The sequence below is a fragment of the Amycolatopsis kentuckyensis genome (assembly GCF_041679295.1).
Taxonomy (GTDB): domain Bacteria; phylum Actinomycetota; class Actinomycetes; order Mycobacteriales; family Pseudonocardiaceae; genus Amycolatopsis; species Amycolatopsis kentuckyensis_A.
Genome location: NZ_JBGDMD010000004.1, coordinates 148,514 through 170,038, shown reverse-complemented (window position 1 = coordinate 170,038; position 21,525 = coordinate 148,514). Strand labels below are relative to the sequence as shown.

Annotated in this window: 20 protein-coding genes; 12 read left to right on the top strand and 8 right to left on the bottom strand. The window is 74.2% G+C overall.

Annotated elements, in window-relative coordinates; genetic code table 11:
* Positions 1-21 precede the first annotated feature (21 nt).
* Positions 22-864 (top strand): oxidoreductase, encoded by an 843-nt coding sequence (locus ACERZO_RS17560; RefSeq protein WP_372665741.1) that lies wholly within the window; start codon positions 22-24, stop codon positions 862-864.
* Complete coding sequence (locus ACERZO_RS17555) at positions 861-1,583, top strand: SDR family oxidoreductase (protein WP_372665740.1); 723 nt, start codon at positions 861-863, stop codon at positions 1,581-1,583. The genes ACERZO_RS17560 and ACERZO_RS17555 overlap by 4 nt, the downstream gene beginning before the upstream one ends.
* Before the next feature lies 1 nt (position 1,584).
* On the opposite strand, the gene ACERZO_RS17550 is transcribed toward ACERZO_RS17555, so the two are convergent.
* Positions 1,585-2,454, bottom strand: a complete 870-nt coding sequence (locus ACERZO_RS17550) for an NAD(P)H-hydrate dehydratase (protein ID WP_372665739.1) — start codon at positions 2,452-2,454, stop codon at positions 1,585-1,587.
* Complete coding sequence (locus ACERZO_RS17545) at positions 2,432-3,151, bottom strand: histidine phosphatase family protein (RefSeq protein ID WP_372665738.1); 720 nt, start codon at positions 3,149-3,151, stop codon at positions 2,432-2,434. Before ACERZO_RS17545 ends, ACERZO_RS17550 begins: the two co-directional genes overlap by 23 nt.
* An 82-nt stretch (positions 3,152-3,233) precedes the next feature.
* Here ACERZO_RS17545 and ACERZO_RS17540 point away from each other — a divergent pair, with 82 nt between their 5' ends.
* Entirely contained in the window at positions 3,234-4,457 is a 1,224-nt protein-coding gene (locus ACERZO_RS17540; RefSeq protein ID WP_372665737.1) for a PP2C family protein-serine/threonine phosphatase, read from the top strand.
* A gap of 21 nt (positions 4,458-4,478) precedes the next feature.
* Here the strand turns inward: ACERZO_RS17540 and ACERZO_RS17535 are convergent, their stop codons facing one another.
* On the bottom strand, positions 4,479-4,922 hold the full coding sequence (locus ACERZO_RS17535) for an STAS domain-containing protein (protein ID WP_372665736.1): 444 nt from the start codon (positions 4,920-4,922) through the stop codon (positions 4,479-4,481).
* A 109-nt stretch (positions 4,923-5,031) separates the two neighbouring features.
* Here ACERZO_RS17535 and ACERZO_RS17530 point away from each other — a divergent pair, with 109 nt between their 5' ends.
* From ACERZO_RS17530 to ACERZO_RS17505, 6 genes are all read left to right on the top strand, one after another.
* Positions 5,032-5,415, top strand: a complete 384-nt coding sequence (locus tag ACERZO_RS17530; RefSeq protein ID WP_372665735.1) for an STAS domain-containing protein — start codon at positions 5,032-5,034, stop codon at positions 5,413-5,415.
* Positions 5,412-6,986 (top strand): PP2C family protein-serine/threonine phosphatase, encoded by a 1,575-nt coding sequence (locus tag ACERZO_RS17525; protein WP_372665734.1) that lies wholly within the window; start codon positions 5,412-5,414, stop codon positions 6,984-6,986. Before ACERZO_RS17530 ends, ACERZO_RS17525 begins: the two co-directional genes overlap by 4 nt.
* Positions 6,983-7,396 carry an ATP-binding protein gene (locus ACERZO_RS17520; RefSeq protein WP_372665733.1) on the top strand — a complete coding sequence of 138 codons (414 nt, stop codon included), beginning with the start codon at positions 6,983-6,985 and terminating at the stop codon, positions 7,394-7,396. Before ACERZO_RS17525 ends, ACERZO_RS17520 begins: the two co-directional genes overlap by 4 nt.
* 251 nt (positions 7,397-7,647) lie before the next feature.
* Positions 7,648-11,721, top strand: a complete 4,074-nt coding sequence (locus ACERZO_RS17515) for a SpoIIE family protein phosphatase (protein ID WP_372665732.1) — start codon at positions 7,648-7,650, stop codon at positions 11,719-11,721.
* Positions 11,718-12,020 (top strand): STAS domain-containing protein, encoded by a 303-nt coding sequence (locus tag ACERZO_RS17510; protein WP_372665731.1) that lies wholly within the window; start codon positions 11,718-11,720, stop codon positions 12,018-12,020. Before ACERZO_RS17515 ends, ACERZO_RS17510 begins: the two co-directional genes overlap by 4 nt.
* 197 nt (positions 12,021-12,217) lie before the next feature.
* Complete coding sequence (locus ACERZO_RS17505) at positions 12,218-12,943, top strand: ANTAR domain-containing protein (RefSeq protein WP_372665730.1); 726 nt, start codon at positions 12,218-12,220, stop codon at positions 12,941-12,943.
* Between the two features lie 4 nt (positions 12,944-12,947).
* Here ACERZO_RS17505 and ACERZO_RS17500 read toward each other — a convergent pair whose 3' ends face one another.
* A complete protein-coding gene (locus tag ACERZO_RS17500) occupies positions 12,948-13,358 on the bottom strand; it encodes an ATP-binding protein (protein ID WP_372665729.1) in 411 nt (136 codons plus the stop codon).
* 123 nt (positions 13,359-13,481) lie between these two features.
* On the opposite strand from ACERZO_RS17500, the gene ACERZO_RS17495 reads away from it, so the two are divergent.
* The gene (locus ACERZO_RS17495) at positions 13,482-16,751 is read left to right on the top strand and encodes a glucodextranase DOMON-like domain-containing protein (protein WP_372665728.1); all 3,270 of its coding nucleotides are present in this window, start codon (positions 13,482-13,484) and stop codon (positions 16,749-16,751) included.
* Between the two features lie 19 nt (positions 16,752-16,770).
* A complete protein-coding gene (locus ACERZO_RS17490; RefSeq protein ID WP_372665727.1) occupies positions 16,771-17,331 on the top strand; it encodes a DinB family protein in 561 nt (186 codons plus the stop codon).
* 56 nt (positions 17,332-17,387) lie between these two features.
* Here ACERZO_RS17490 and ACERZO_RS17485 read toward each other — a convergent pair whose 3' ends face one another.
* From ACERZO_RS17485 to ACERZO_RS17475, 3 genes are all read right to left on the bottom strand, one after another.
* Positions 17,388-17,819, bottom strand: coding sequence for a hypothetical protein (locus ACERZO_RS17485; protein WP_372665726.1), 432 nt, complete (start codon positions 17,817-17,819; stop codon positions 17,388-17,390).
* Positions 17,820-17,893: 74 nt separating this feature from the next.
* On the bottom strand, positions 17,894-19,171 hold the full coding sequence (locus tag ACERZO_RS17480) for a sensor histidine kinase (RefSeq protein ID WP_372665725.1): 1,278 nt from the start codon (positions 19,169-19,171) through the stop codon (positions 17,894-17,896).
* Positions 19,168-19,857, bottom strand: coding sequence for a response regulator transcription factor (locus tag ACERZO_RS17475; protein ID WP_364461209.1), 690 nt, complete (start codon positions 19,855-19,857; stop codon positions 19,168-19,170). Before ACERZO_RS17475 ends, ACERZO_RS17480 begins: the two co-directional genes overlap by 4 nt.
* Positions 19,858-19,959: 102 nt before the next feature.
* Here ACERZO_RS17475 and ACERZO_RS17470 point away from each other — a divergent pair, with 102 nt between their 5' ends.
* Positions 19,960-20,424 carry a hypothetical protein gene (locus tag ACERZO_RS17470; RefSeq protein ID WP_372665724.1) on the top strand — a complete coding sequence of 155 codons (465 nt, stop codon included), beginning with the start codon at positions 19,960-19,962 and terminating at the stop codon, positions 20,422-20,424.
* Here ACERZO_RS17470 and ACERZO_RS17465 read toward each other — a convergent pair.
* Positions 20,421-21,431, bottom strand: coding sequence for an aldo/keto reductase (locus ACERZO_RS17465; RefSeq protein ID WP_372665723.1), 1,011 nt, complete (start codon positions 21,429-21,431; stop codon positions 20,421-20,423). The genes ACERZO_RS17470 and ACERZO_RS17465 overlap by 4 nt on opposite strands.
* Positions 21,432-21,525 lie beyond the last annotated feature (94 nt).

The window sequence follows — 21,525 nt, the reverse complement described above, 5'->3', positions numbered from 1 at the left end:
CAATGGACGGAGTACTTCGTCATGCCCGAAAACTGGTTCATCACCGGCTGCTCCACCGGCCTCGGCCGCGCCCTGGCCGAAGCCGTGCTCGGCCGCGGCCTGCGCGCCGTCGTCACGGCCCGCGACCCGGCGAGCGTCGCCGACCTCGTCGCGGAGCACGGCGACCGCGCGCTCGCCCTCCCGCTCGACGTCACCGACCACGCCCAGGTCGCCGACGCGGTCAAGCGAGCCGAGAGCGCGTTCGGCCGGATCGACGTCCTCGTCAACAACGCCGGCTACGGCTACCTCGCCGCGATCGAGGAAGGCGAGGACGACGAGATCCGGAAGCTGTTCGAAGCCAACGTGTTCGGACTCGCCGACGTCACCCGCGCGGTGCTGCCGGGCATGCGCGCCCGGCGGAGCGGGCACGTCGTGAACGTGTCGTCGCTCGGCGGGCTCGCGGCCTTCGGGGCCACCGGCTACTACCACGCGTCGAAGTTCGCCGTGGAAGGGCTTTCCGAGTCGCTCGCCGCCGAAGTGGCCCCGCTCGGCATCAAGGTGACGATCGTCGAGCCCGCCGCGTTCCGCACCAACTGGTCCGGCCCGTCCATGCGGCAGTCGGCGATCCGCATCGACGACTACGCGGAGACGGCCGGCGCGCGCCGGGCGGCGACCACCGCCACCTACGGCCGGCAGCCCGGCGACCCGGTCCGCGCGGCCGAGGCGATCCTCACCGCCGTCGACACCGGCGAGCCGCCGCTGCGGTTGCTGCTCGGCAAGGCCGCCTACGACATCGCCACCGCCCGGCTCGACAGCTTGAAGTCCACTTTCGACACCTGGCGCGAGACCACCCTCGGCGCCGACTTCCCGGAAGGAACCCCGTGAAGAAGACCGTCCTGATCACCGGCGCCAGCAGCGGCATCGGCCACGCCACCGCGCTGCGGCTGGCCGGCGAAGGCCACCACGTCGTGCTCGGCGCCCGCCGGGAGGACCGGCTGACCGCGCTGGCGAAGGAGATCCACGACGCCGGCGGCACCGCCGACGTGCACCGCCTCGACGTCACCGACCGCGCGGAGGTCGCCGCCTTCGCCGACACCGCCGTCGAAGCGCACGGCCGGCTCGACGTGTTCGTCGCCAACGCCGGCGTGATGCCGTTGTCGCGGCTGGACTCCCTGCACGTCGACGAGTGGGACCGGATGATCGACGTCAACGTCCGCGGCCTGCTGCACGGGATCGCGGCCGCCCTGCCGCACTTCCGGCGCCAAGGCGGCGGGCACTTCGTGACGATCGCCTCGACCGGCGCGCACGAGGTCGTGCCGACGGCGGCGGTGTACTGCGGCACGAAGTACGCCGCCCGCGCGATCACCGAAGGCCTGCGGCTGGAAGCCGAGCCCGGCATCCGCGTCACGACCGTTTCACCGGGCGTCGTCGAGTCCGAGCTGGCCGATTCCATCACCGAAGCCGGTGCGCGGGAAGCGATGCGGACCTACCGCGCGGTGACGCTGCCGCCGGACACCATCGCGGGGGCGATCTCCTACGCGATCGGGCAGCCCGACGGCGTCGACGTCAACGAAGTCGTCGTGCGACCCACTGCCCAGCGGTAGGTCAGCGCTCCAGCTCGGCGATGACCCGCGGGATCTCGGCCACCAGCTCGCGCGCCAGCAGGCCCGTGCGGCCGGTGTCCGGGATCAGCCGCTGCCCCGCCACCGCGTGGACGTGCGTCGCCCAGCGGGCGGCTTGGCCGAGGTCCGCGCCGCGGGCGAGGAAGCCGCCGGTCAGGCCGGCCAGGACGTCGCCGCTGCCGGACGTCGCCAGCCCGATGTGGCCGCTGCCGTCGCGCCAGGTCCGGCCGCCGGGCTCGGCGACCACCCCGAAGAGCAGCACGACCCCTTCGTAGCGCTCGGCGATCCGGACCGCGGTCTCGAGGTCGTCGACGTCGGCTTCGTCGCAGCCGTCGAGGAACGCGGCCTCGGTCCGGTTCGGCGTCAGCACGAGCCGGCCGGACAGCGGCTTCGCCAGTTCCGGGGCCCGGCTCAGCGCGCCGAGCGCGAAGGCGTCGAGCACCACGCGGGCGTCCGGTGCGATGGCGGGCACCAAGCGCCGCAACAGGTCCTCGGTTTCGGCGGCGCCGGTGAGGCCGGGACCGACCACGACGGTGCCGGCGCCGGGCAGCACGTCGGCCAGCCGGTCGACGGCGTCCCCGCCGATCGCCCCGGACTCCGTTTCCGGCAGCCCGAACACCGACGACTCGGGCACCGACACGCCGAGCGCGCCCGCGTGCCGTTCGCTCACCGCGAGCTGCAGGGTGCCGGCTCCGGCGCGCAGCGCGGCCGTCCCGGACAGCGCCGGCGCGCCCGGGACCGTCCGGGCGCCGCCGAGCACGAGCACGGTTCCGCGGTCCTCGGTGCCGATCCGCTCCTCCCGCAACAGGGCGGGGCTGATCGGCGCCGGGTCAGGAGAGCTGTTCGGCGGCATCGTCGTCCGCCGTGGGCGGGGTGCCGGTGGCGTGCAGGTGGCCGACCTCCTGGGCCAGCACCATGGTGAACCCGCCGTCGCGGTCGCGCTCCCAGGCCGTCACCGACCCGTTCGGGACCTCGGTCGTGTTGGCGGCGCGCAGCAGATCGGGCTCCGGCAGGCCTTCGAGCAGGTAGCGCAGCGCGAAGACGGTCATCTCGTGCGCGGCCAGCAGCACGCGCTTGCCGCCGTGGTCCTGGCTGAGCTCGCGCATCAGGGAGCGCAGCCGCAGCACGACGTCCGCCCAGGATTCGCCACCCGGCGGCCGGTAGTAGAACTTGCCCAGCCGCCGTTTGCGCCGCAGCTCGTCGGGCCACCGCTCCTCGACGCCGTGCGACGTCAGCAGGTCCAGCACGCCGAGTTCCCGGTCGCGCAGCCGTTCGTCGGGGACGACCGGGACGCCGTCCGGCGTGGCCAGGAGCGCGGTGTCCCAGGCCCGGCGGTAGGTCGAAGTGACCACGAGGTCCGGCGGGCGCTCGGCGAGGAACTCCCCCGCGGCCTTCGCCTGCTCGCGGCCCAGGTCGGTCAGCGGGACGTCGGCGTCGCGTTCGGCGATGTCGATCACATCCGCCCCCGCCGACTCCGCCTCTTCCCTGGCCACGTTCCCCGTGCTCTGGCCGTGGCGCAGCACGGCCACCCACTCCAAGTCGACGCTCACGCCCGGGTGGTTACCCGCGGGGACCCGCCGTCGAAACCCGGGATGGTTAGGCGCGCAAAGGAGTTCCGGCTAGGGTCTTTCCATGTCCCGGAGTCTCGGCGCTCACGACCGGCTGCAACAGCTGGAGAAGATCCTCGGCGTACCCGCCGAACACCTGGGGCTGGCCGAACTGCTCGCCGAGACCCTGCAGCGCCTGCGCGAGGTCATGGAGGTCGACACCGCGACCGTGCTGCGGTACCAGCCCAGCGGCCGCCAGCTGGTGGCCTTCGCCGCGGCCGGCATCGAAGAGGAGGTCCACCAGGGCGTCCGGGTGCCGATCGGCAGCGGCTTCGCCGGCCGGGTGGCGCTCGAGCGGCAGCCCGTCGTCCTCGACCACGTCGACGAGACGACCGTCGTGAACTCCCTGCTGTGGGAACGCGGGCTGCGCTCGATGCTCGGCGTGCCGATGGTCGCCGGGCTCGAGCTCGTCGGCGTGCTGCACGTGGGGTCCGTCACCGAGCGGGTGTTCACCGAGGCCGAAATCGCGACGATGCAGCTGCTCGCGGACCGCCTCGCGATGGCGATCCAGGTCGAAGCGCTCGAAGAGAACCGCTCGGCCACCATGGCGCTGCAGCGCAGCCTGCTGCCCAGCAACCTGCCGGCGGTGCCCGGCCTGGCCTTCGGCGCGCGGTACGTGCCCGGCGCGGAGACGGGGATCGGCGGCGACTGGTACGACCTGTTCGTCCTGCCGGGCGACCGGCTCGGCGTCGTGATGGGCGACGTCTCCGGCCACGGCCTGGAGGCCGCCGTGATCATGGGCCGGCTGCGCAGCGCCCTGCGCGCGTACGCCCTCGACTGCGAAAGCCCGGACGAGGTGCTCGCCAAGCTCGACCGCAAGGCCAACCACTTCGAGCACGGCGCGATGGCCACGGTCGCCTACGGGATCATCGGGCCGCACCGCGAAAGCATCGCCCTGTCGCTCGCCGGGCACCTGCCGCCCGCGCAGGCGTTGGCCGGCGAACCGGGCCGGCTGGTGGACGTGCCGCCGGATCCCCCGATCGGGTTGACCATCGGCGAGCCCCGGCGGCGTACGACCGTGCTCGACCTGCCGCCGGAGAGCGTGCTCGCGTTCTACACCGACGGCCTGGTCGAGCGCCGGGACCGGCCGGTGGACACCGGGATGCGGCAGCTGGCGGAGGTCCTGCGCGCCGGCGACCCCGAACGGGTCTGCGCGCAGCTGATGGCCGCGATGATCGGCAACCGGGCGGCCCAGGACGACGTCGCCCTGCTCACCATCCAGCGCCAGGCGATCCCGGCCGGCGGCTGACGACCCCGGCCGGGACGGACCTCAGGACGCGGTCAGCGCCGCTTCGCGGGTCGGGAACAGCGAAAGGCTGTCCTCGAGGCCGGTCAGCTGGATCGGGCGCAGGGTCGCCCGGCCGGACGCGACGATCCGCACCGCGGTGCCGGGGCCGGCGTCGCGGTGGATGGTCAGCAACGCCGTCAGCCCGGGCGAGGCGAGGAACTCCACCCGGGTCAGGTCGACCACCAGCAGCGGCGGCGCAGCCGCCAGTGCCTCTTCCGCGGCCTGCACGAGGGCGGGCGCGGTGGTCGTGTCCACGTCTCCGGCCACCTCGACGACGACCGCGTCGCCCTGCTCCGTTCGGGCGATCCGGAATTCGCCGAATGGCACAGCGGTGGCCGAGCCCTCACTGTGGATGTGCTCAGTCATCTTGTTCGTCTCCTCGCCTTCGGCAGCGCCCGGGAACGTCCGGCGGGCGCGCGTGATCACGAAGGCTGTTTGCTCAACCGGGATCAATCATGCCCGTACCGCGCGGCCGCCGCCGTGTCAGCACCCCCTTCCGCTTTCCGGGTCGGCCGGGACCAGGCAGGATGGCGGCATGGCCGAAACGGACGCGACCGGGAACACCCTCGGGGACGCCGCCAGCTCTGCGGGCACGGTGGCGCTGGACCACCAGGACGGCACCGCGGTGCTGCGCGTCGACGGCGCACTCGACCTCGCCCTGGCACCGAAGCTCCGGCAGCTCGCCGAGCGCGCGGCTCGCCTGAAGCCCGCGGTGCTGGTCATCGACCTGACCGGCGTCACCTTCCTGGCCTCGGCGGGGATGGCCGAGCTCGTGCGGGCGCACCGCGGGCGGACGGTCTCCGCGCCGCTGCGGGTGGTGGCCACCGGCCGGATCACGCTGCGGCCGCTGGAGCTGACCCGGCTGACCGACGAGCTGGCCATCTACCCGTCGCTGACCGAGGCGCTGGCCGCCGGATGACCGCCCCGGGGTTCGACGGACTGCTCGACGCCGTGCGCCGGGCCTTCGTCGACGCTTCCGGTTCCCCGGTGCCCACTGAAGTCCGCGTCCTCGACCCGGCCGAAGCGCGCGCGGTGCTCGACGAGCACGTCGCGGTGGCCGTGAGCGACCCCGAGCTGCTCGCGCGGCTGGTGCCGGACCGCGCGATCACGGCCGCGATCGCCGTCGCCGGCGACGACCGGAGCGCGTTGGTCCACACCACCGGCGAAGTCGCCGGGTCACCGGCCGCCGTCGCCGCCGCGATCGAAGCCGCGACCGCGCACCTGACGGCCACCGTGCGGCAGCTGCGCGGCGAGGCGGCGGTGCTCGACGCGCTGCACTCCACCGGCCGCGAGCTGACCGCGCAGCTGGACCTCGACCGGATCGTCCAGGACGCCACCGACGCCGCCGTCAAGGCGACCGGCGCCGAGTTCGGCGCGTTCTTCTACAACCTGGTCGACGAGCTCGGCGAGTCCTACACGCTGTACACGATTTCGGGCGTGCCGAGCGAGGCGTTCGCGCGGTTTCCCATGCCGCGCAACACCGACGTGTTCGCACCGACCTTCGACGGTGCCGGCACCGTGCGCAGCCCCGACATCACGAAGGACCCGCGGTTCGGGCGGAACGCGCCCCACCACGGGATGCCGGAGGGGCACTTGCCCGTGTGCAGCTACCTGGCCGTCTCGGTGATCAGCCCGACCAGCGAGGAGGTGCTGGGCGGGTTCTTCTTCGGCCACTCCGAACCGGACCGGTTCACCGCGCGGCACGAGTACCTCGCCGAAGGCATCGCCGCCTACTCGGCCATCGCGCTGGACAACGCCCGCCTGTACGAGCGCGAACGCACCCTGGCCTCGGAGCTGTCGCGCAGCATGCTGCCGGTCGCGCCGCCGACCCCCGGCCTCGACGTCGTCACCCGGTACCTGCCCGCGGCGACCGGGAGCAAGGTGGGCGGCGACTGGTTCGACGTGATCGCACTCCCGTCCGGCGCGACGGCGTTCGTCATCGGCGACGTCGTCGGCCACGGCGTCACGGCCGCGACCGTGATGGGCCAGGTCCGCACGGCCATCCGCTGCTACGCGCTGCTCGAGCTGCCCCCGTCGGAGGTGCTGCGCAACGTCTCCGCGCTGACCGGCGGGCTGTTCGGCGAAAGCTTCGTCACGTGCTTCTACGCGGTCCACCGGCCGGCCGACGGCACGCTGACCTTCGCCAACGCCGGTCACCTGCCGGCCATCCTGGTCCGCCCGGACGGCGGGCCGGAGCAGATCGGCGAGGCGCTGGCGCAACCGCTCGGCGTCGGTTCCGAGTTCCCCCAGCGCAGCACCGGCTTCCCGCCCGGCGCGGATCTGGTGCTCTACACCGACGGGCTGGTCGAAAGCCGCACCCGCGACCTCACGCTCGGGGTGGAATGGCTGCTGGCCGGCATCCCCGCCCTGCTCGCCGCGGCCGATCCCGGCCCGGCGTGGGACAAGCTCGTCGCCGAGCTGACCCTCGGCCGGCACGACGACGACATCGCGCTGATCCACGTGCGCCACCGCGGAGAGGACCCAGCATGACGGACCCCCTCCCCCCGGGCGCGCCCGCGCCGCCGGCGTCGTTCCACCGGCGGATCGCCGCGGTGGCCGACCGGCTGCCGGAGCTGCGCGAAGCGCTGGCGGACTGGCTGGGCACGCTCAGCCTCAGCGAAGAACGCCGGGAGGACGTCGTCCTGGCCGGTTACGAAGCGATGGCCAACTCCGCCGAGCACGCCTACCGCCACGGCGAGCCGGGGCCGGTCGAAGTCCGCGCCGAAGCGCTGAACGGGCGGCTGACGGTGACGGTCACCGACTACGGCGACTGGCGCACCCCCGCCGACACGAACGGGCTGCGCGGCCGCGGCCTGCTGCTCATCGACAGCCTCGCCGACCAGAGCGCACAGGTGCACCGCGAGGACGGCACGACGGTCACGATGACCTGGCTCGGCTGAAGCCGCGTCACCCGGGCCGCCGGTCCGGCCCGGTGGCAGCTCACCGAAAAGGTCTTGAATGAGTCATTCAGGACCTCCCAGGACCTGAATGAGTCATTCAAGACACCGGACCACACCTCGACGGCACCGCCGGACCGCCGCTCACGACCGGCTTCGGCAACCCGCGTCACCCGGGCGTGGGGCGCTCGTGTGCGCGGCGAGGCCCCTTCCGGACGGGTAGGCTCACCCGGGGCCGCGTGATCGGGAGTGTGATGACCGTCGGCGAGGAATCCGGCCAGCGGGCCGTCTTCCCGGGCGCCAGCCGGATGGCCGCCCGGATGCGGGAGTTCGACTGGGCGTCGTCTCCGCTCGGGGAACCGGCGGAGTGGCCGGCGAGCCTGACCACGGCCGTGCGGATCTGCCTCACCTCGCGCTTCCCGATGATCGTCTGGTGGGGCCCGGACCTGCGGTTCCTCTACAACGACGCCTATCTGCCGCTGCTCGGCACCAAGCACCCCGCGCTGGACAAGCCGGGCGCGCGGGTCTGGAACGAGATCTGGCACATCATCGGCCCGATGCTCGACAGCGTGATGACCACCGGCGAGGCGACCTGGTCGGAGGACCTGCTGCTGCCGATGAACCGGCACGGCTACTGGGAAGAGACCTACTGGACCTACTCCTACAGCCCGGTGCACGACGACGAAGGCGTGGTGCGCGCGGTGTTCACCGCGGTCACCGACACGACCGAGCGCGTGATCGGCGAACGCCGGATGGCGACGCTGCGCGAGCTCGGCGCCCAGGCCGGCATCGCCCGCACCGTCGGCGAGGCCTGCGAGCTGGTCGCCGGCGTGCTCGGGCGGGCCGGCGCCGACGTCCCGTACTCCGCGATCCACGTCCGCGAGGACGACGGCGAGCTCGACCTCGCGGCGGTCACCCCCGGCGGCACCGCGCACGCCGGCTGGCCGCTCGAGGAGGTGCTCGCGGACGGCACCCCGCGGACCGTCTCCGACCTGACGACGACCTTCGGCGAGCTGCCGTCGGGCAGCTGGTCCACCCCGCCCACCGAGGCGATGGTCCTGCCGCTGCCCGGCGCCCCCGGCACCGCGGCCACCGGCGCGATCGTGCTGGCGGCGAGCGCCGGGCGCGCGCTCGACGAGTCCTACCGGACCTTCCTCGGGCTGGTCGCCCAGCAGACAGCGGCGCTGGTCAACGGCGCGCTCGCCTACCAGGCCCAGCAGCGGCGCACCGAAGAGCTGACCGCGCTGGACGCGGCGAAGACGACGTTCTTCGCCAACATCAGCCACGAGTTCCGGACCCCGCTCACGCTGATCCTCGGCCCGGTCGCCGAACTGGACAAGACCCTGGAAGACGCGGACGAGCGCGTCCGCGAAGAGGTCGCCGTCATCCACCGCAACGCACTGCGGCTGGGCCGGCTGGTGAACAACCTGCTCGACTTCTCGCGGATCGAAGCCGGCCGGATGCAGGCGCGCTTCGAGCCGGTGGACCTCTCGGCGTTCACCGCGGAGCTGGCGAGCGTGTTCCGCGCCGCCGTCGAGCGGGCCGGGCTGCGGTTCGAGGTCGGCTGCCCGCCGCTGGGCACGCCGGTGCACGTCGACCGCGGGATGTGGGAGAAGGTCGTCCTCAACCTGCTGTCCAACGCGATCAAGTACACCTTCGACGGCGAGATCGGGGTGCGCACCGCCCTCGACGGCGAGTACGCCGAGGTCACCGTCTCCGACACCGGGATCGGGATCGACGCCGCCGAGCTGCCCCGGCTGTTCGAGCGGTTCCACCGGATCCCCTCGGCGCGGTCGCGCTCGAACGAGGGCAGCGGGATCGGCCTGGCGCTGGTGCGCGAGCTCGTCGGGATGCACGGCGGCACGGTCGCCGCCGAGAGCACCCCGGGCGAGGGCACGACGTTCCGGATCCGGCTGCCGCTGGGCACCCGCCACCTGCCCGCCGAGCACCTCGCCCCGGCGCCGTCGGCGGGCGGGCTCGCCGCGGACACCGTCGAGCCGTACGTCCAGGAGGCGCTGCGCTGGCTGCCGGACGGCGATCCCGAACCCACCGCCGCGGAGGCCCCGGCCGCGGGCGCCCGGGTGCTGGTCGCCGACGACAACGCCGACATGCGCGACTACCTGGCCCGGCTGCTGCGCGAGGACTACGCGGTCACCACGGTCCGCGACGGCGTCGAGGCGTTCGAGGCCGCGGCCGCCGACCCGCCCGAGCTGATCATCAGCGACGTCATGATGCCCCGGCTGGACGGCCTCGGCCTGCTCGCCGAGCTGCGCGGGGACGCGCGCACCGCCGCGGTGCCCGTGCTGCTGCTCTCCGCCCGCGCCGGGCAGGAGGCCGCCGTCGACGGGCTGGCCGCCGGAGCCGACGACTACCTGGTCAAGCCGTTCTCCGCGCGGGAGCTGCTCGCCCGCGTCCGCACGACCATCCGGCTGGCCCGGCTGCGGACGCAGCACTCACGGTGGCGCGCGGCGATGATCGAGTCGATGCAGGACGGCTTCTTCGTCTGCGACGCCGACGGGCGGGTCGTGGAGATGAACGCCGCGTGCACCGACCTGATCGGCTTCGGGCCCGCCGGGCTGCCGTACTCGCCGCCGTTCCCGTGGGCGCCGGACCCGGCCGACGACCCGGTCGCCCACCGGCAGGTCGCCGAGGCGCTGCGCCGGTCGCGGACCGAGCCGTCCGGGAGCTTCGTGCTGCCGCTGCGCCACCGCGACGGGCACCGGGTGTGGGCCGCCATCGCCTACAACGAGCTGCACGACGACGAGGGCCGCCGCCGGCTCGTCGGCACGATCCGCGACGTCACCGCCGAGCGCTACGCCGTGCAGCGGGAAAACGCGCTGGCCGCGATGAACCAGCGCCTCGCCGGCGTGAGCGGGGTGCCCGACGCGCTCCGCACGGCGCTGGACCTGCTGCGCGAGCTGTGGCAGGCCGAGCGCGTGCTCGCGGTGACCTGGGTGCCCGACGGAGAGCCCGAGCTCGTGTCGACCGACCCCGGCGACCGGCGCTGGACCGACCTGGCCGCGCCGCTGCGCGCGAAGCTCGGCGAAGTCCGCTCGCTGCCGGCGTTGCACGCGACGCCCGCGGAGGGTGGCGTGGGCGCGACGCTGGACCACCCCGGCGGCCGCCTGACGCTCTGGGTGGAGCCGGATCCGGGCCGCCCGCTCGGCACCGAGGACCGGACGCTGCTGGCGTTGCTGGCCGGGACGCTGGCGCACGCCCTGCGCCGAGCCCACCGCGACGACCGCCAACGCGAGGTCGCCATCGCCCTGCAGCGCTCGATCCTCGGCCCGGCGCTGCTGCCCGACGGCTTCGCGGTGCGCTACGAACCGGCGAACCCGCCCCTGGAAGTGGGCGGCGACTGGTACGACGTCGTCCCGCTCTCCGGCGACCGGATCGGCATCGTCGTCGGCGACTGCGTCGGCCGGGGCCTCGCCGCGGCCGCGGTGATGGGCCAGCTGCGCAGTGCCTGCCGCGCGCTGCTGCTGGAGGCCAACGGCCCGGCGCACACCCTGAGCACGCTCGACCGCTTCGCCGACCGGCTGCCGGGTGCCTTGTGCACCACCGTCTTCTGCGGCGTGCTGGACCCCGCGACCGGCACGCTCACCTACAGCAGCGCCGGCCACCCGCCCGCCACGCTGGTGCACCAGGACGGCTCGGCGGAGTTCCTCGACGCGGGCGGCAGCGTGCCGCTCGCGGTCCGGGTCCCCGCCGAGCGCCCGGAGGCCACGGCGGTCGTCCCGGTCGGCTCGCTGCTGATGCTCTACACCGACGGCCTCGTCGAGCGCCGCCGCGAGGCGCTGGACGACGGCATCGACCGGGCCACCTCGGTCGCCCACGGCGCGCGGGACGCCGACCTCGCCGACCTGGCGGCCACGCTGATGGGCCGGCTGCGCCCGGAGGACGGCTACGAGGACGACGTCGCGCTGCTGCTGTACCGCCGGTCGGTGCCGCCGCTGGAGCTGGACTTCCCGGCGCACCCCGACAGCCTCGCGTCGACCCGCCACTGGCTGCGCGCGTGGCTGGGTACCGCTTCGCTCGGCGAGGAGCTCGCGCAAGACGTGCTCGTCGCTTCCGGCGAGGCCTGCGCTAACGCCGTCGAGCACGCCTATCCCGGCGCCGAGGGGACCGCGCACCTGTCGGCCCGCTTCGCCGGCGCGAGCCTGGTCGTCACGGTGACCGATCGCGGGCAGTGGAAGCAGGCACCACCGGACAACCACGTGCTGCGCGGCCGCGGGATGCCGATGATGGAGGCGCTCGCCGACGCGGTCGCCGTCCGGCACGACGCGACCGGCACCACCGTCACCCTGGAATGGAGAATCGGTTCGTGACCACGGCACTCACGCTGGTCGCCTCCGCGGGCGACGACGGAGACCGGATCCTGACCGTGACCGGCGAGATCGACATGAGCAACGCCGGGGAGTTCGGTGCGGCCCTCGCGCGCGAGCTGGCGACCGGGGCCGCGCTGACCGTCGACCTGACCGGGGTGACCTACCTCGACAGCGCCGGCATCGCCACCCTGTTCGACCGGGCCGCCGACCACGAGCTGCGCCTGACCGCGCCCCGCCTGCTGGACCGGGTCCTGCGCATCTCGGGTCTCACCCAGGTCGCGAAAGTGACGATCCGCTGAGGGGTTGGCCACCGGCCGACGGGGTAAGCCAGCGGCAGTGACGGTCGCCGGGTGGGTTGTGCTGCCGGCTGTCGCGAGGTGGCCCCGGCGCCCAACCCACGACGTTCAGCAGTGAGCGCCGGGCCGGAGCCACCGCCCCCTCCTCGGTCACCGGCGCGGGTATCGTTCGCCGCAGCAGCCGGACGGAGGTGACCGCAGTGACCGGCGACCCGATCCAGCCCGAGCACCTCGACGAGCTGACCGCGGCGATGGCGGACCTCACGGAGGCGCTCGAGACCGAGCCCTCCGAGGCCGAGGTCCTCGAGGCCGTCTGCGCCGAAGCCGTCCGGGCGGTGCCCGGGGCCGACATGGCCAGCATCACCGCGATCCGCGACGGCCGGCCGGAGACCGCCGCCTCCACCGACGACCGCGCCGTCGACATCGACCGCGTCCAGTACGCGGCGGGCGAGGGTCCGTGCCTGCGGGCGGCCGAGACCGGCGAGATCGTCCGGCTGCCGCTCGCGACGGCCGGGGCGGTCTGGCCCGAGTTCACCGCCTACGCGCGCGGCCTCGGCGTCGGCAGCTACCTCGCCGCGCCGCTGCGCGTCGACGAAACCCTCGGCGGCGCGCTCAACCTGTTCGGCTACGGCGACCACGGCTTCGCCGAGACCGACTCGCGGCTGCTGGCGCTCTACACGACGATCGTCTCGTTCGGCCTGCGCTCCACGCGCCGCTACCGGTACGCCCGCCGCCGCGTCGCCGAGCTCGAGACGGCGATGAGCTCGCGGGCGGTGATCGAGCAGGCCAAGGGCATCCTGATGGCCGTGCACCGGGTCAGCGCCGAAGACGCCATGAAGCGCCTGATCGCCGAGTCGCAGCACACGAACGTGAAGCTCCGCGATGTCGCCGCCCGGTTCGTCGAAGGACTGTCCACGGCGGACTGACTCCTCAGGCGGTGCGCCGGGCCGGGAACGGCCAGGTCAGCGTGATCACCGTGCCGTCGTCGGTGGAGCGCATGTCGAGCCCGTCGACCAGCGCCTGGATCAGCCGCAGGCCCCGGCCGCGGTCGGGCCGCTCGGTGACCGACGTCCAGCGTCCCTGGTCGGCGACGGTGACGACCAGCACCTCCTCGTCGATCCGCGCCCGGACGTCGATCAGCCCCGGCCGGCCGTGGTAGGCGTGGTCCAGCACGTTGGCCATCGCTTCCCAGCAGGCCAGGACGACGTCGTCGGCCTGCCGGCCGACCTCGTCGCCGGCGCGTCTGCGCAGCCACGAAACCAGGTGCCGCCGCAGGCTCGGCAGCGTCCGTGGCGAAATCGTGCCGCGGTACCGCCAGCCGTCCGCTTCGGGCTCTTCCACGTTCACCTCCCCGGGGGACTGTGGGTTTGCTACCCACCGGTCCGGTTTCTCAATCACGGGTAACGGCGTCCGCTGCTGCTTTCGGACCTGGTGCGCCGCGAGCAGGCGTGATCGGATGTGCCGATGACTCGGTCGACGTCGTCCGCGGTGCTGTGCGCGGTGCTGGCCGCCGCCCTCCTCCCCGTCCCGGCCGCCGCGGCGGCGCCGGACCCGGGACCGGGTGCGCTCTCGCACTTCGGCCTGGCGCGCAAGGACTGCCTGGGCACCGCCCGCAACACCGGCAGCAAGGCGTGGTTCACGGTCGCGGGCGGCGTGCTGTCCGACGTCTACGCGCCGGTGATCGACAACACGAACGTCGAGACGCTGCAGTTCGCCGTCACCGACGGCCGCTCGTTCACCGACCTGCAGGCGCGGGACATGACCTACACCGTCCGCACGAGCGCGGGCGGGATGGCCTGCGAGGTGACGTCGACCCCGCGCTCCGGCAAGTACCGGCTGGTCACCGAGTACCTGACCGACCCCGCGCGCACCGGCGTGCTCATCCGGACCCGGCTCGACCCGCTGCAGGGGTCCGGCCGCGACCTCAAGGTGTACGTGCGGTTCGACGCGAGCATCAACGGCAACGGCGGTGGTGGCCCGGCGAACGGCGGCGGGGACACGGCTTCGGTGGACGCGGCGACGTCCGCGCTGGTCAGCGCCGATCCGAACACGGTGTCCAGCGCGCCGGCCCGCGACTACGGGACCCCGCTGGCCGCCGCGCTGCGCGCCGACCGCCGGTTCCTGAGCACGTCCAGCGGGTTCGTCGGCACGCCCGGCGACGGGCTGGCCCAGCTCGACCGCGACCACCGGCTGACCGACCGGACGGCGTCCGCGGTGAACGGCAACGTCGTGCAGACCGCGCAGCTGGACCTGCAGCCGCGCCGCCCGGCCGTGCTGGCGCTGGGCTTCGGCGCCGACGCGCGCGCGGCGGTCCAGACCGCGGGCGCGAGCCTGCGCACGCCGTTCGACCAGAGCTACCGCGAGTACGCGCGCGGCTGGCGCGACTACGACAACGGGTTGATCCCCGTGCGCGGCAAGGATTCGGACGCATACTTCCAGTCGGTCAACGTGCTGAAGGCCAGTGAGGACAAGACGTTCCCCGGTGCGGTGGTCGCGTCGCTCGGCAGCCCGTGGGGGCAGGCCGTGTCCGCGGGGGACGCGCCCGGCGGGAAGCCCGTCTACTTCGGCTCGTACCGCGAGATCTTCGCCCGCGACCTCTACGAAAGCTTCTCGGGCCTGCTCGCCGCCGGTGACCGCGAGACGGCCAGAGCGAGCGTGCGGTGGTTGTTCGGCCGCCAGCAGCAATCCGACGGCCGGTTCCCGCGCAACTCGATGCTGAACGGCAAGAAGGCCCCCGACTCCGGCGGCGACCAGCTCGACGAGAGCGCGTACCCGATCCTGATGGCGCTGCAGGCGGGGCTCGATCGCGACCGGACGCTCTACACCGATCACATCCGCGCGGCCGCGGACTTCGTCGTCGCGCACGGCCCGGCGTTCGGCTCCGAGCGCTGGGAGGAGCAGGGCGGCTACTCCCCCTCGACGATCGCCGCCGAGATTGCCGGGCTCGTCGCCGCCGGGGTGATCGCCGACCGCAACGGCGACAGTGCACGCGCCCGCGTCTACCGGGCCACCGCCGACCACTTCCAGCGCAGCGTCAAGGGCTGGACCGTGACGCAGAACGGGCCGTACGGCGGCCGGTACTTCCTGCGCCTGACGAAGAACGGCGACCCGAACTCGGAGTGGTTCTACAACCTCGGCAACGGCTCGGTCGACGCCGACCAGCGCGCGGTCGTCGACGCCGGGTTCCTCGAGCTGACCCGTCTCGGCGTGCTGCCCGCGAACGACGCGGATGTCGCCGCGTCGCTCGGCGTCGTCGACCGGGTGATCAAGCGCGACACCCCGGCCGGACCGGGCTGGTACCGCTACGGGACTTCCGCGGCGGGCAGCGAAGACGGCTACGGCGACTGCTACGAGCCCGACCCGACGAACTGCGCGCCGACTGGGGCGCCGTGGCCCGGGCCGAACACCGGGTCCGGCCACCTCTGGCCGGTGCTCGCGGGCGAACGCGGCGAGCAGGCCGTGCAGACCGGCGACCGCGCCGGCGCGGCGGCGTTGCTGCGCGCCATGCGGGCCCAGACCGGCGGCACCGGGCTGATTCCCGAGCAGACGTGGGAAAACCCGGCCGTGCCCGCGTCGCCCTACGGCTCGGACCCGCGCACGGCGTCGATCGGCTTCGCGCCGGGGCAGCCGGCCGGTTCGGTCGCGCCGCTGAGCTGGGCGCAGTCGCAGTCGGTCCGGCTGGCCCGGGCCCTCGACGACGGCCGCCTGCCCGAGCAGCCCGCCGACGTCCGCGCCCGGTACGTCACGCACGCCCCGCCCGCGGCGCTGGCCGTCACGCTCGACGCGCCGGCGTCGGTGTCCACCGAGACCGCGGCGCTCACCGGCACCGCGCCCGCGGGCAGCCAGGTCGACCTGGCCGTCTCGAACACCGACACCGGCACGACATCGGTGCTGTCGGTGCGGGCCGCCGCCGACGGGAACTTCGCCGCGACCGTGCCGACGCCGCTGGGCGCGAACGTCGTCACGGCGACCGCCACCACCGGCTCCGGCACCGGGTACGCGCAGAAGACGATCAGCTCGGACTTCGTCACCGGCACGGTCCTGCTGGACACGCCGGACCCGGACGGCGACGACAACGGGCCGGGTACCTACACCTACCCGACGGCCGGGGACTTCCACGCCGGCGCGTTCGACCTGCAGCGGTTCCAGGTCATCGACTCGGGTACGAACCTCGTGTTCCGCGCCCAGATCCGCGATCTGACGCCGACGTTCGGCTCCCCGCTGGGCGCGCAGCTGCTGACGATCTACGCGCACGACCCGGCCGCGACGGCGACGTCGACCGCCGCGCCGTTCCCGAGCCGGGCGTACACGATCGCGGCTTCCGACGCGTGGAGCCGCCGCATCGAAGTCCAGGGCTTCGCCGACCCGGCGCTCGTCGACGCTTCGGGCGCGACGCTGGCGACGCCCTCGGTGCAGGCTTCGCAGGCGACGCGGTACATCACGGTGAGCGTCGCGAAGTCGGCGTTCGGGACACCGGGCGCCGGCTGGACGTTCGCGGTGGTGCTGACCGGCCAGGACGGCAACTCCCCCGACCAGGCGCGGCCGTTCACGCCGACGGCGGGCCAGTACACGTTCGGCCTCTGCGCCGCGGGCGGGACGGCGCCGATCTGCGCGGCGGACCCGGCGACGGCCCCGAAGGCGGTCGACGTGCTGACACCGTCCGGGGTCGACCAGGCCGCGGAGCTGGACCCGACCCGCGGGCCGGTCGCGGTGCGCGGGGTGCCGGTGGGCTGATCCTGGCAAGCTGGACGTCGTGATCGACGAATTCGCGAAGCAGTACCTGCACGACGATCTGCGCGAGGCCCGCGAGGCCGTGCTGGAGAAACTGGAGGGCTTGAGCGAGTACGACGTCCGCCGTCCCCTGACCGCGACCGGGACCAACCTGCTCGGGCTGGTGAAGCACCTGGCGCTGTGGGAGACGCGGTACCTGGGCGAGGTGTTCGGCCGGCCGTTCCCCGAGCCGCTGCCCCGCTGGGACGACGTCGAGGCGCGCGGCCGCGACTTCTGGGCGACCGAGCACGAGTCGCGCGCGGAGATCATCGGCCGGTTCCACCGCGCCGCGGAGCACGCCGACGCGACGATCGCGGCGCTCCCCGTCGATGCGCCCGGCCACGTCCCGTGGTGGCCGCGGCCGGACGTGCTGCTGTTCAACGTCATGGTGCACGTGCTAACCGAAACGAACCGGCACGCCGGGCACGCCGACATCCTCCGGGAGCAGCTCGACGGGGCGACCAGCGCCCCGGCCCGGGACCGCGAGTTCTGGGCCGAGCGGTGCGCGGAGATCGAACGGACCGCGCAGGCCGCCCGGTCCTGAAGGCGCGGCACCTTCCCGTGGTGGTGCCGCACCTTCGGTCCGAAGTGGACGGTCGGTCAGCCGCGGCCGCCGCGGTCGTCGCCGCCCTCGTGGTGCCGGCCGTGGTCGTCGCCGGATTCGGCACCACGGCCGCCGTGGTCGTCGCCGGCCTCGTTCCCGCGACCGCCGTGGTCATCGCCCGGCTCGATACCCCGGCCGCCGTGGTCGTCCCCCGGCTCCGCGTGACGGCCGCCGCGGTCGTCGCCCAAGTCGTGGGTTCGCGTCGGGTACGTCGTCGGCGCGGGCACGCTCGAGTTCGTGCTCGGCGCCGGAAGGCTCGTTTCCGTGGCCTCGCCACTGCTCGGGGTTTCGGTGGCGGCCGTCGGTTCGGTCGTGGTGGAGGCGGGCACCCGGGTGCCGTCGTCCGCACCGCTCTGCGCGAGGGCGGCCGTGGTCCCGCCCACCGCCAGCGCCGCGCCGGCCGCCGCGATCACCAGAATCTTGCGCATGTCCTGCTCCTTTTCGTTCCTTGGCAACGAAAGAAGCTTCGCGGACCCACCACTAGCGGCGCGCTGCGCGCGGCTTAAGGCATCCCTAACGGCTTCCCGAGCTCCAGCACGATCAGCGCCCCGCGCGGCCGCCCGCGCCCGACGGTGAACGTCCCGCCGGACGCGCGGGCCGTCTGCCGCGCGATGTCGAGCCCGAGCCCCGTCGACCCGGCGCCGCTCGCGCCGCGCTCGACGTCGTCGAGGTCGAACCCCGGCCCCTCGTCCGAGACCTCCAGGCGCGCCCCCTCGGGCGTCGCCGTCAGCCGGATCGCGTACCCCGTGCCCTCCGGCGTGTGCGCGAAGACGTTGCCCAGCAAGGCGTCCAGGCACGCGGCCAGCTCGGCCGGCCCGACCGCGACCGGCAGCGGGCCCGGCGCTACCTCGACCGTCACCGCGCGGGCCTGGTCCTGCGCCAGCACCGACCAGAACTCCGCCCGCTCGCCCACCACCGAGGCCGCGTCGCCCGAGCCGGGCGCCGAGTCCCGGGCGCGGGCCTGGTCGATCAACGCCGTGACCTGGCGCTCCAGGCTCTCCGCGTGGCCGGTGATCCGGTCGGCTTCGGCCGGATCCCGCAACGACTCGGCGTCCAGCCGCAGCACGGTCAGCGGCGTCCGCAGCCGGTGCGAGATGTCGGCCACCGCCTCGCGTTCCTGGCGCACCAGGTCCCGGATCCGCGCGGCGAGGAAGTTGAGCGCCGCCGCCACCGACCGCACCTCCCCCGGCCCGCCGGGCACGGCCCGCGCGTCGAGATCTCCCTCGGCCAGCCGCCGCGACACCGCCGCGAGCTCGTGGACCGGCCGCACGATGGAGCGGGCCAGCCGGTCGGCGACGAACACCCCGAGCGCCAGCAGCACCACCCCGAGCCCGGCCAGTACCAGCCACGCCGAGCCGAGCCCGCGGGTCAGCTCGGCGCGGTCCACGAACGCCCGCACCACGGCCGTCCCGCGCGGCAGCCCCTGCACCGCGACGAGGATTTCGCGGCCGGCGGCGTCCTCGACGGTGAGGCTGCCGCCCTGCGCCGCGGCCAGCGTGACGCCCGGCGTGCGCGGGGTGGGCGCGCCGAGCACGGTGCCGTCCGGCAGGAACACCGTCACCGGGTGCCCGGCGGTCGTGTTGAGCTGGTCGACCGCCGGCCGCAGCGCCGCCGCGTCGGACGTCGCCACCAGGGACGTCAGGGACTGCGCCTTCGCCGTCGCGGCGGTGACCGCGCGGTCCGCGGTGACCGACCGCAGCAGGATCGCCAACGGCACGAGGAACGCCACGAGCACCAGGCTCATCGCGGCCGCGACCAGCACCGCGAGCCGCTTCCTCACGCCCCGGCCCCCGGTTCGGCCAGCCGGACGCCGACGCGCCGGACGGTGTGCAGGTACCGCGGCTCCTGCGCGGTCTCGCCGAGCTTGCGCCGCAGCCACGACAGGTGGACGTCCACGGTCTTGTCCGCCCCCGCGTAGGGCAGCTTCCAGACGTCGGCGAGCAGTTCGCGCTTGCTCACCACCGTCCCGGCGCGGCTCGCGAGGTAGTGCAGGAGGTCGAACTCGCGCGGCGTGAGGTCCAGCGGCGCGCCGTCGAGGGACGCCTGCCGCGTCCGCGCGTCGACCGACAGGCCGCCGACGACCACGGGCTCGTGCGTCTCCTCCGGTTCGGCGCGCCGCAGCACCGCGCGGATCCGCGCGTCGAGCTGGGCGCCGCCGAACGGCTTGACCACGTAGTCGTCGGCGCCCGCGTCGAGCAGCCGGACGATCTCCTCCTCCGCGCCGCGGGCGGTGACCACGATGATCGGCACCGCGCTGACCGCCCGCACCATCCGCAGGACCTCGCGGCCGTCGAGGTCGGGCAGCCCCAGGTCGAGCAGCACGACGTCGGGGCGGTCGGTGACGGCCGCCTGCAGCCCGGCCATCGCGGTCGGCGCGGACGTCACCGCGTGCCCGCGCTCGGTGAGCGCGCGCAGCACGGCCGTGCGGATGGTCGGGTCGTCCTCGACGAGCAGCACGGTCGCCATGATCGCCGAGGCTACACACGCGAAGCCGCGTCGCCGGTCTCCTGGCGAACGCTAAGGCGCTCTTAGCCGCGCCTTAACCCGCCCGGATGGCACAGTGGACGCGTGAACAGGCGCGGAGTGCTGATGGCGGCCGGCTGGCTGCTGGCCGCCGCCGTGACCGCGGGCGCCGGCACGGTGGCCCTCGACGTCGTCGGCGCGGGCATCCTCGGCCCGCAGAACCAGCCGTTGTCCGCCGGCGACGTCGCCCGTGCCTTGGAAACGGTGCCCTCGAGCACCGCGTCGGCACCGCCGATGACTTCGCCGTCGAGTGCCCCGGCGCCGCGCGGCCTGACCGTGCCCGGCGGCAGCATCGTCGCGACCTGCGCGGGAAACCTGATCACGCTGAACTCCTGGAGCCCCGCCCCCGGCTTCCACACCGACGACGTCTCGCGCGGCCCGGCCACGACCGCGTCGGTGAAGTTCGAGAGCGACCAGGCCGAGAACCGGGTGGCGGTCACGTGCCGCGACGGCGAGCCGCACGCCGAAACCGCGGCCGACGACGGCGGCGGCCACCGGGGCCGCGGCTAGCGCGGCAAGCCCGCGTTGAGCCGGGCCAGGATGCCGTGCGGGAACGGCAGTTCCGGCGCGCTGACTCCGGTCAGCCGGTCGAGCTGGGCGTCGGTGAGGTCCAGCTCGAGCGCGCCGAGGGTTTCGGCGAGCTGCTCCGGTGACCGGGCGCCGATCAGCGGCGCGGGCATCCGCGGGCGGCGCGTCACCCAGTGCAGCGCCACCTGGGCCGGGGTCGCGCCCACCTCGCCGGCGACCTCGCGGACGACGTCGATGATCGCCCAGCGCGACTCGGGCAGGGCCCGGAAGGCCGCGCCGCCGGTGAGCCGTCCGCTGCCCGCGCCGTCGCGGGTGTACTTGCCGGACAGGAACCCGCCTCCGATCGCACCCCACGGCTGGATCGCGATGCCGAACTCGCCGGCCAGCGGCACGTACTCGGCCTCGATCGCCCGCTCGACCAGCGAGTACTCCAGCTGCAGCGCGGTGACCGGCGGCCCGCCGAGCATCGCCGCCTTCGTCGCGTACCAAGCGGGGACGTCGCTGAGCCCGACGGTGCGGACCTTGCCCGCGCGCACGAGGTCGTCGAACGCCGCCATGACCTCTTCGGCCGGGGTGCGGCCGTCCCAGATGTGCAGCCAGTACAGGTCGACGTGGTCGACGCGCAGCCGCCGCAGCGACGCCTCCAGCGAGGCGACCATGTTCTTGCGCCCGTTGCTGCGCCGGCGCGGGTCCGAGTGCGGGCGGCCGTCCCGGAACTCGGGCCCGGAGTACTTGGTGGCGAGCACGACGTCGTCGCGATCGACGTCGCGGAGGAACTCCCCGACCAGCTCCTCGCTCCGGCCGGCGCCGTAGTTGTCCGCCGTGTCGACGAAGTTGCCGCCGCCCTCGACGTAGGCGCGGAAGACCTTCCGCGCGGTGTCGTCGTCGGCGCAGAAGGGGCCGGTGCCGAAGGTCATCGCGCCCAGCGCCAGCGGGGACACCCGCAGCCCCGAGCGGCCGAGTGCCCGGTAGTCGTCCAATCGTGTCATGGACCCGATCGTGCAACCCGGAGCGCGGTCCGGGTCAACCCGATCGAGGGCATTCGCGGGCAACATCGGGGAGTCCTCCAGGCATACTGCGGAC

Coding starts and splice junctions, on each gene's coding strand:
- ACERZO_RS17560 (WP_372665741.1), top strand. CDS start 22: ATGCCCGAAAACTGGTTCATCACCGGCTGCTCCACCGGCCTCGGCCGC.
- ACERZO_RS17550 (WP_372665739.1), bottom strand. CDS start 2,454: ATGCCGCCGAACAGCTCTCCTGACCCGGCGCCGATCAGCCCCGCCCTG.
- ACERZO_RS17540 (WP_372665737.1), top strand. CDS start 3,234: ATGTCCCGGAGTCTCGGCGCTCACGACCGGCTGCAACAGCTGGAGAAG.
- ACERZO_RS17530 (WP_372665735.1), top strand. CDS start 5,032: ATGGCCGAAACGGACGCGACCGGGAACACCCTCGGGGACGCCGCCAGC.
- ACERZO_RS17525 (WP_372665734.1), top strand. CDS start 5,412: ATGACCGCCCCGGGGTTCGACGGACTGCTCGACGCCGTGCGCCGGGCC.
- ACERZO_RS17520 (WP_372665733.1), top strand. CDS start 6,983: ATGACGGACCCCCTCCCCCCGGGCGCGCCCGCGCCGCCGGCGTCGTTC.
- ACERZO_RS17515 (WP_372665732.1), top strand. CDS start 7,648: ATGACCGTCGGCGAGGAATCCGGCCAGCGGGCCGTCTTCCCGGGCGCC.
- ACERZO_RS17495 (WP_372665728.1), top strand. CDS start 13,482: ATGACTCGGTCGACGTCGTCCGCGGTGCTGTGCGCGGTGCTGGCCGCC.
- ACERZO_RS17485 (WP_372665726.1), bottom strand. CDS start 17,819: ATGCGCAAGATTCTGGTGATCGCGGCGGCCGGCGCGGCGCTGGCGGTG.
- ACERZO_RS17475 (WP_364461209.1), bottom strand. CDS start 19,857: ATGGCGACCGTGCTGCTCGTCGAGGACGACCCGACCATCCGCACGGCC.
- ACERZO_RS17465 (WP_372665723.1), bottom strand. CDS start 21,431: ATGACACGATTGGACGACTACCGGGCACTCGGCCGCTCGGGGCTGCGG.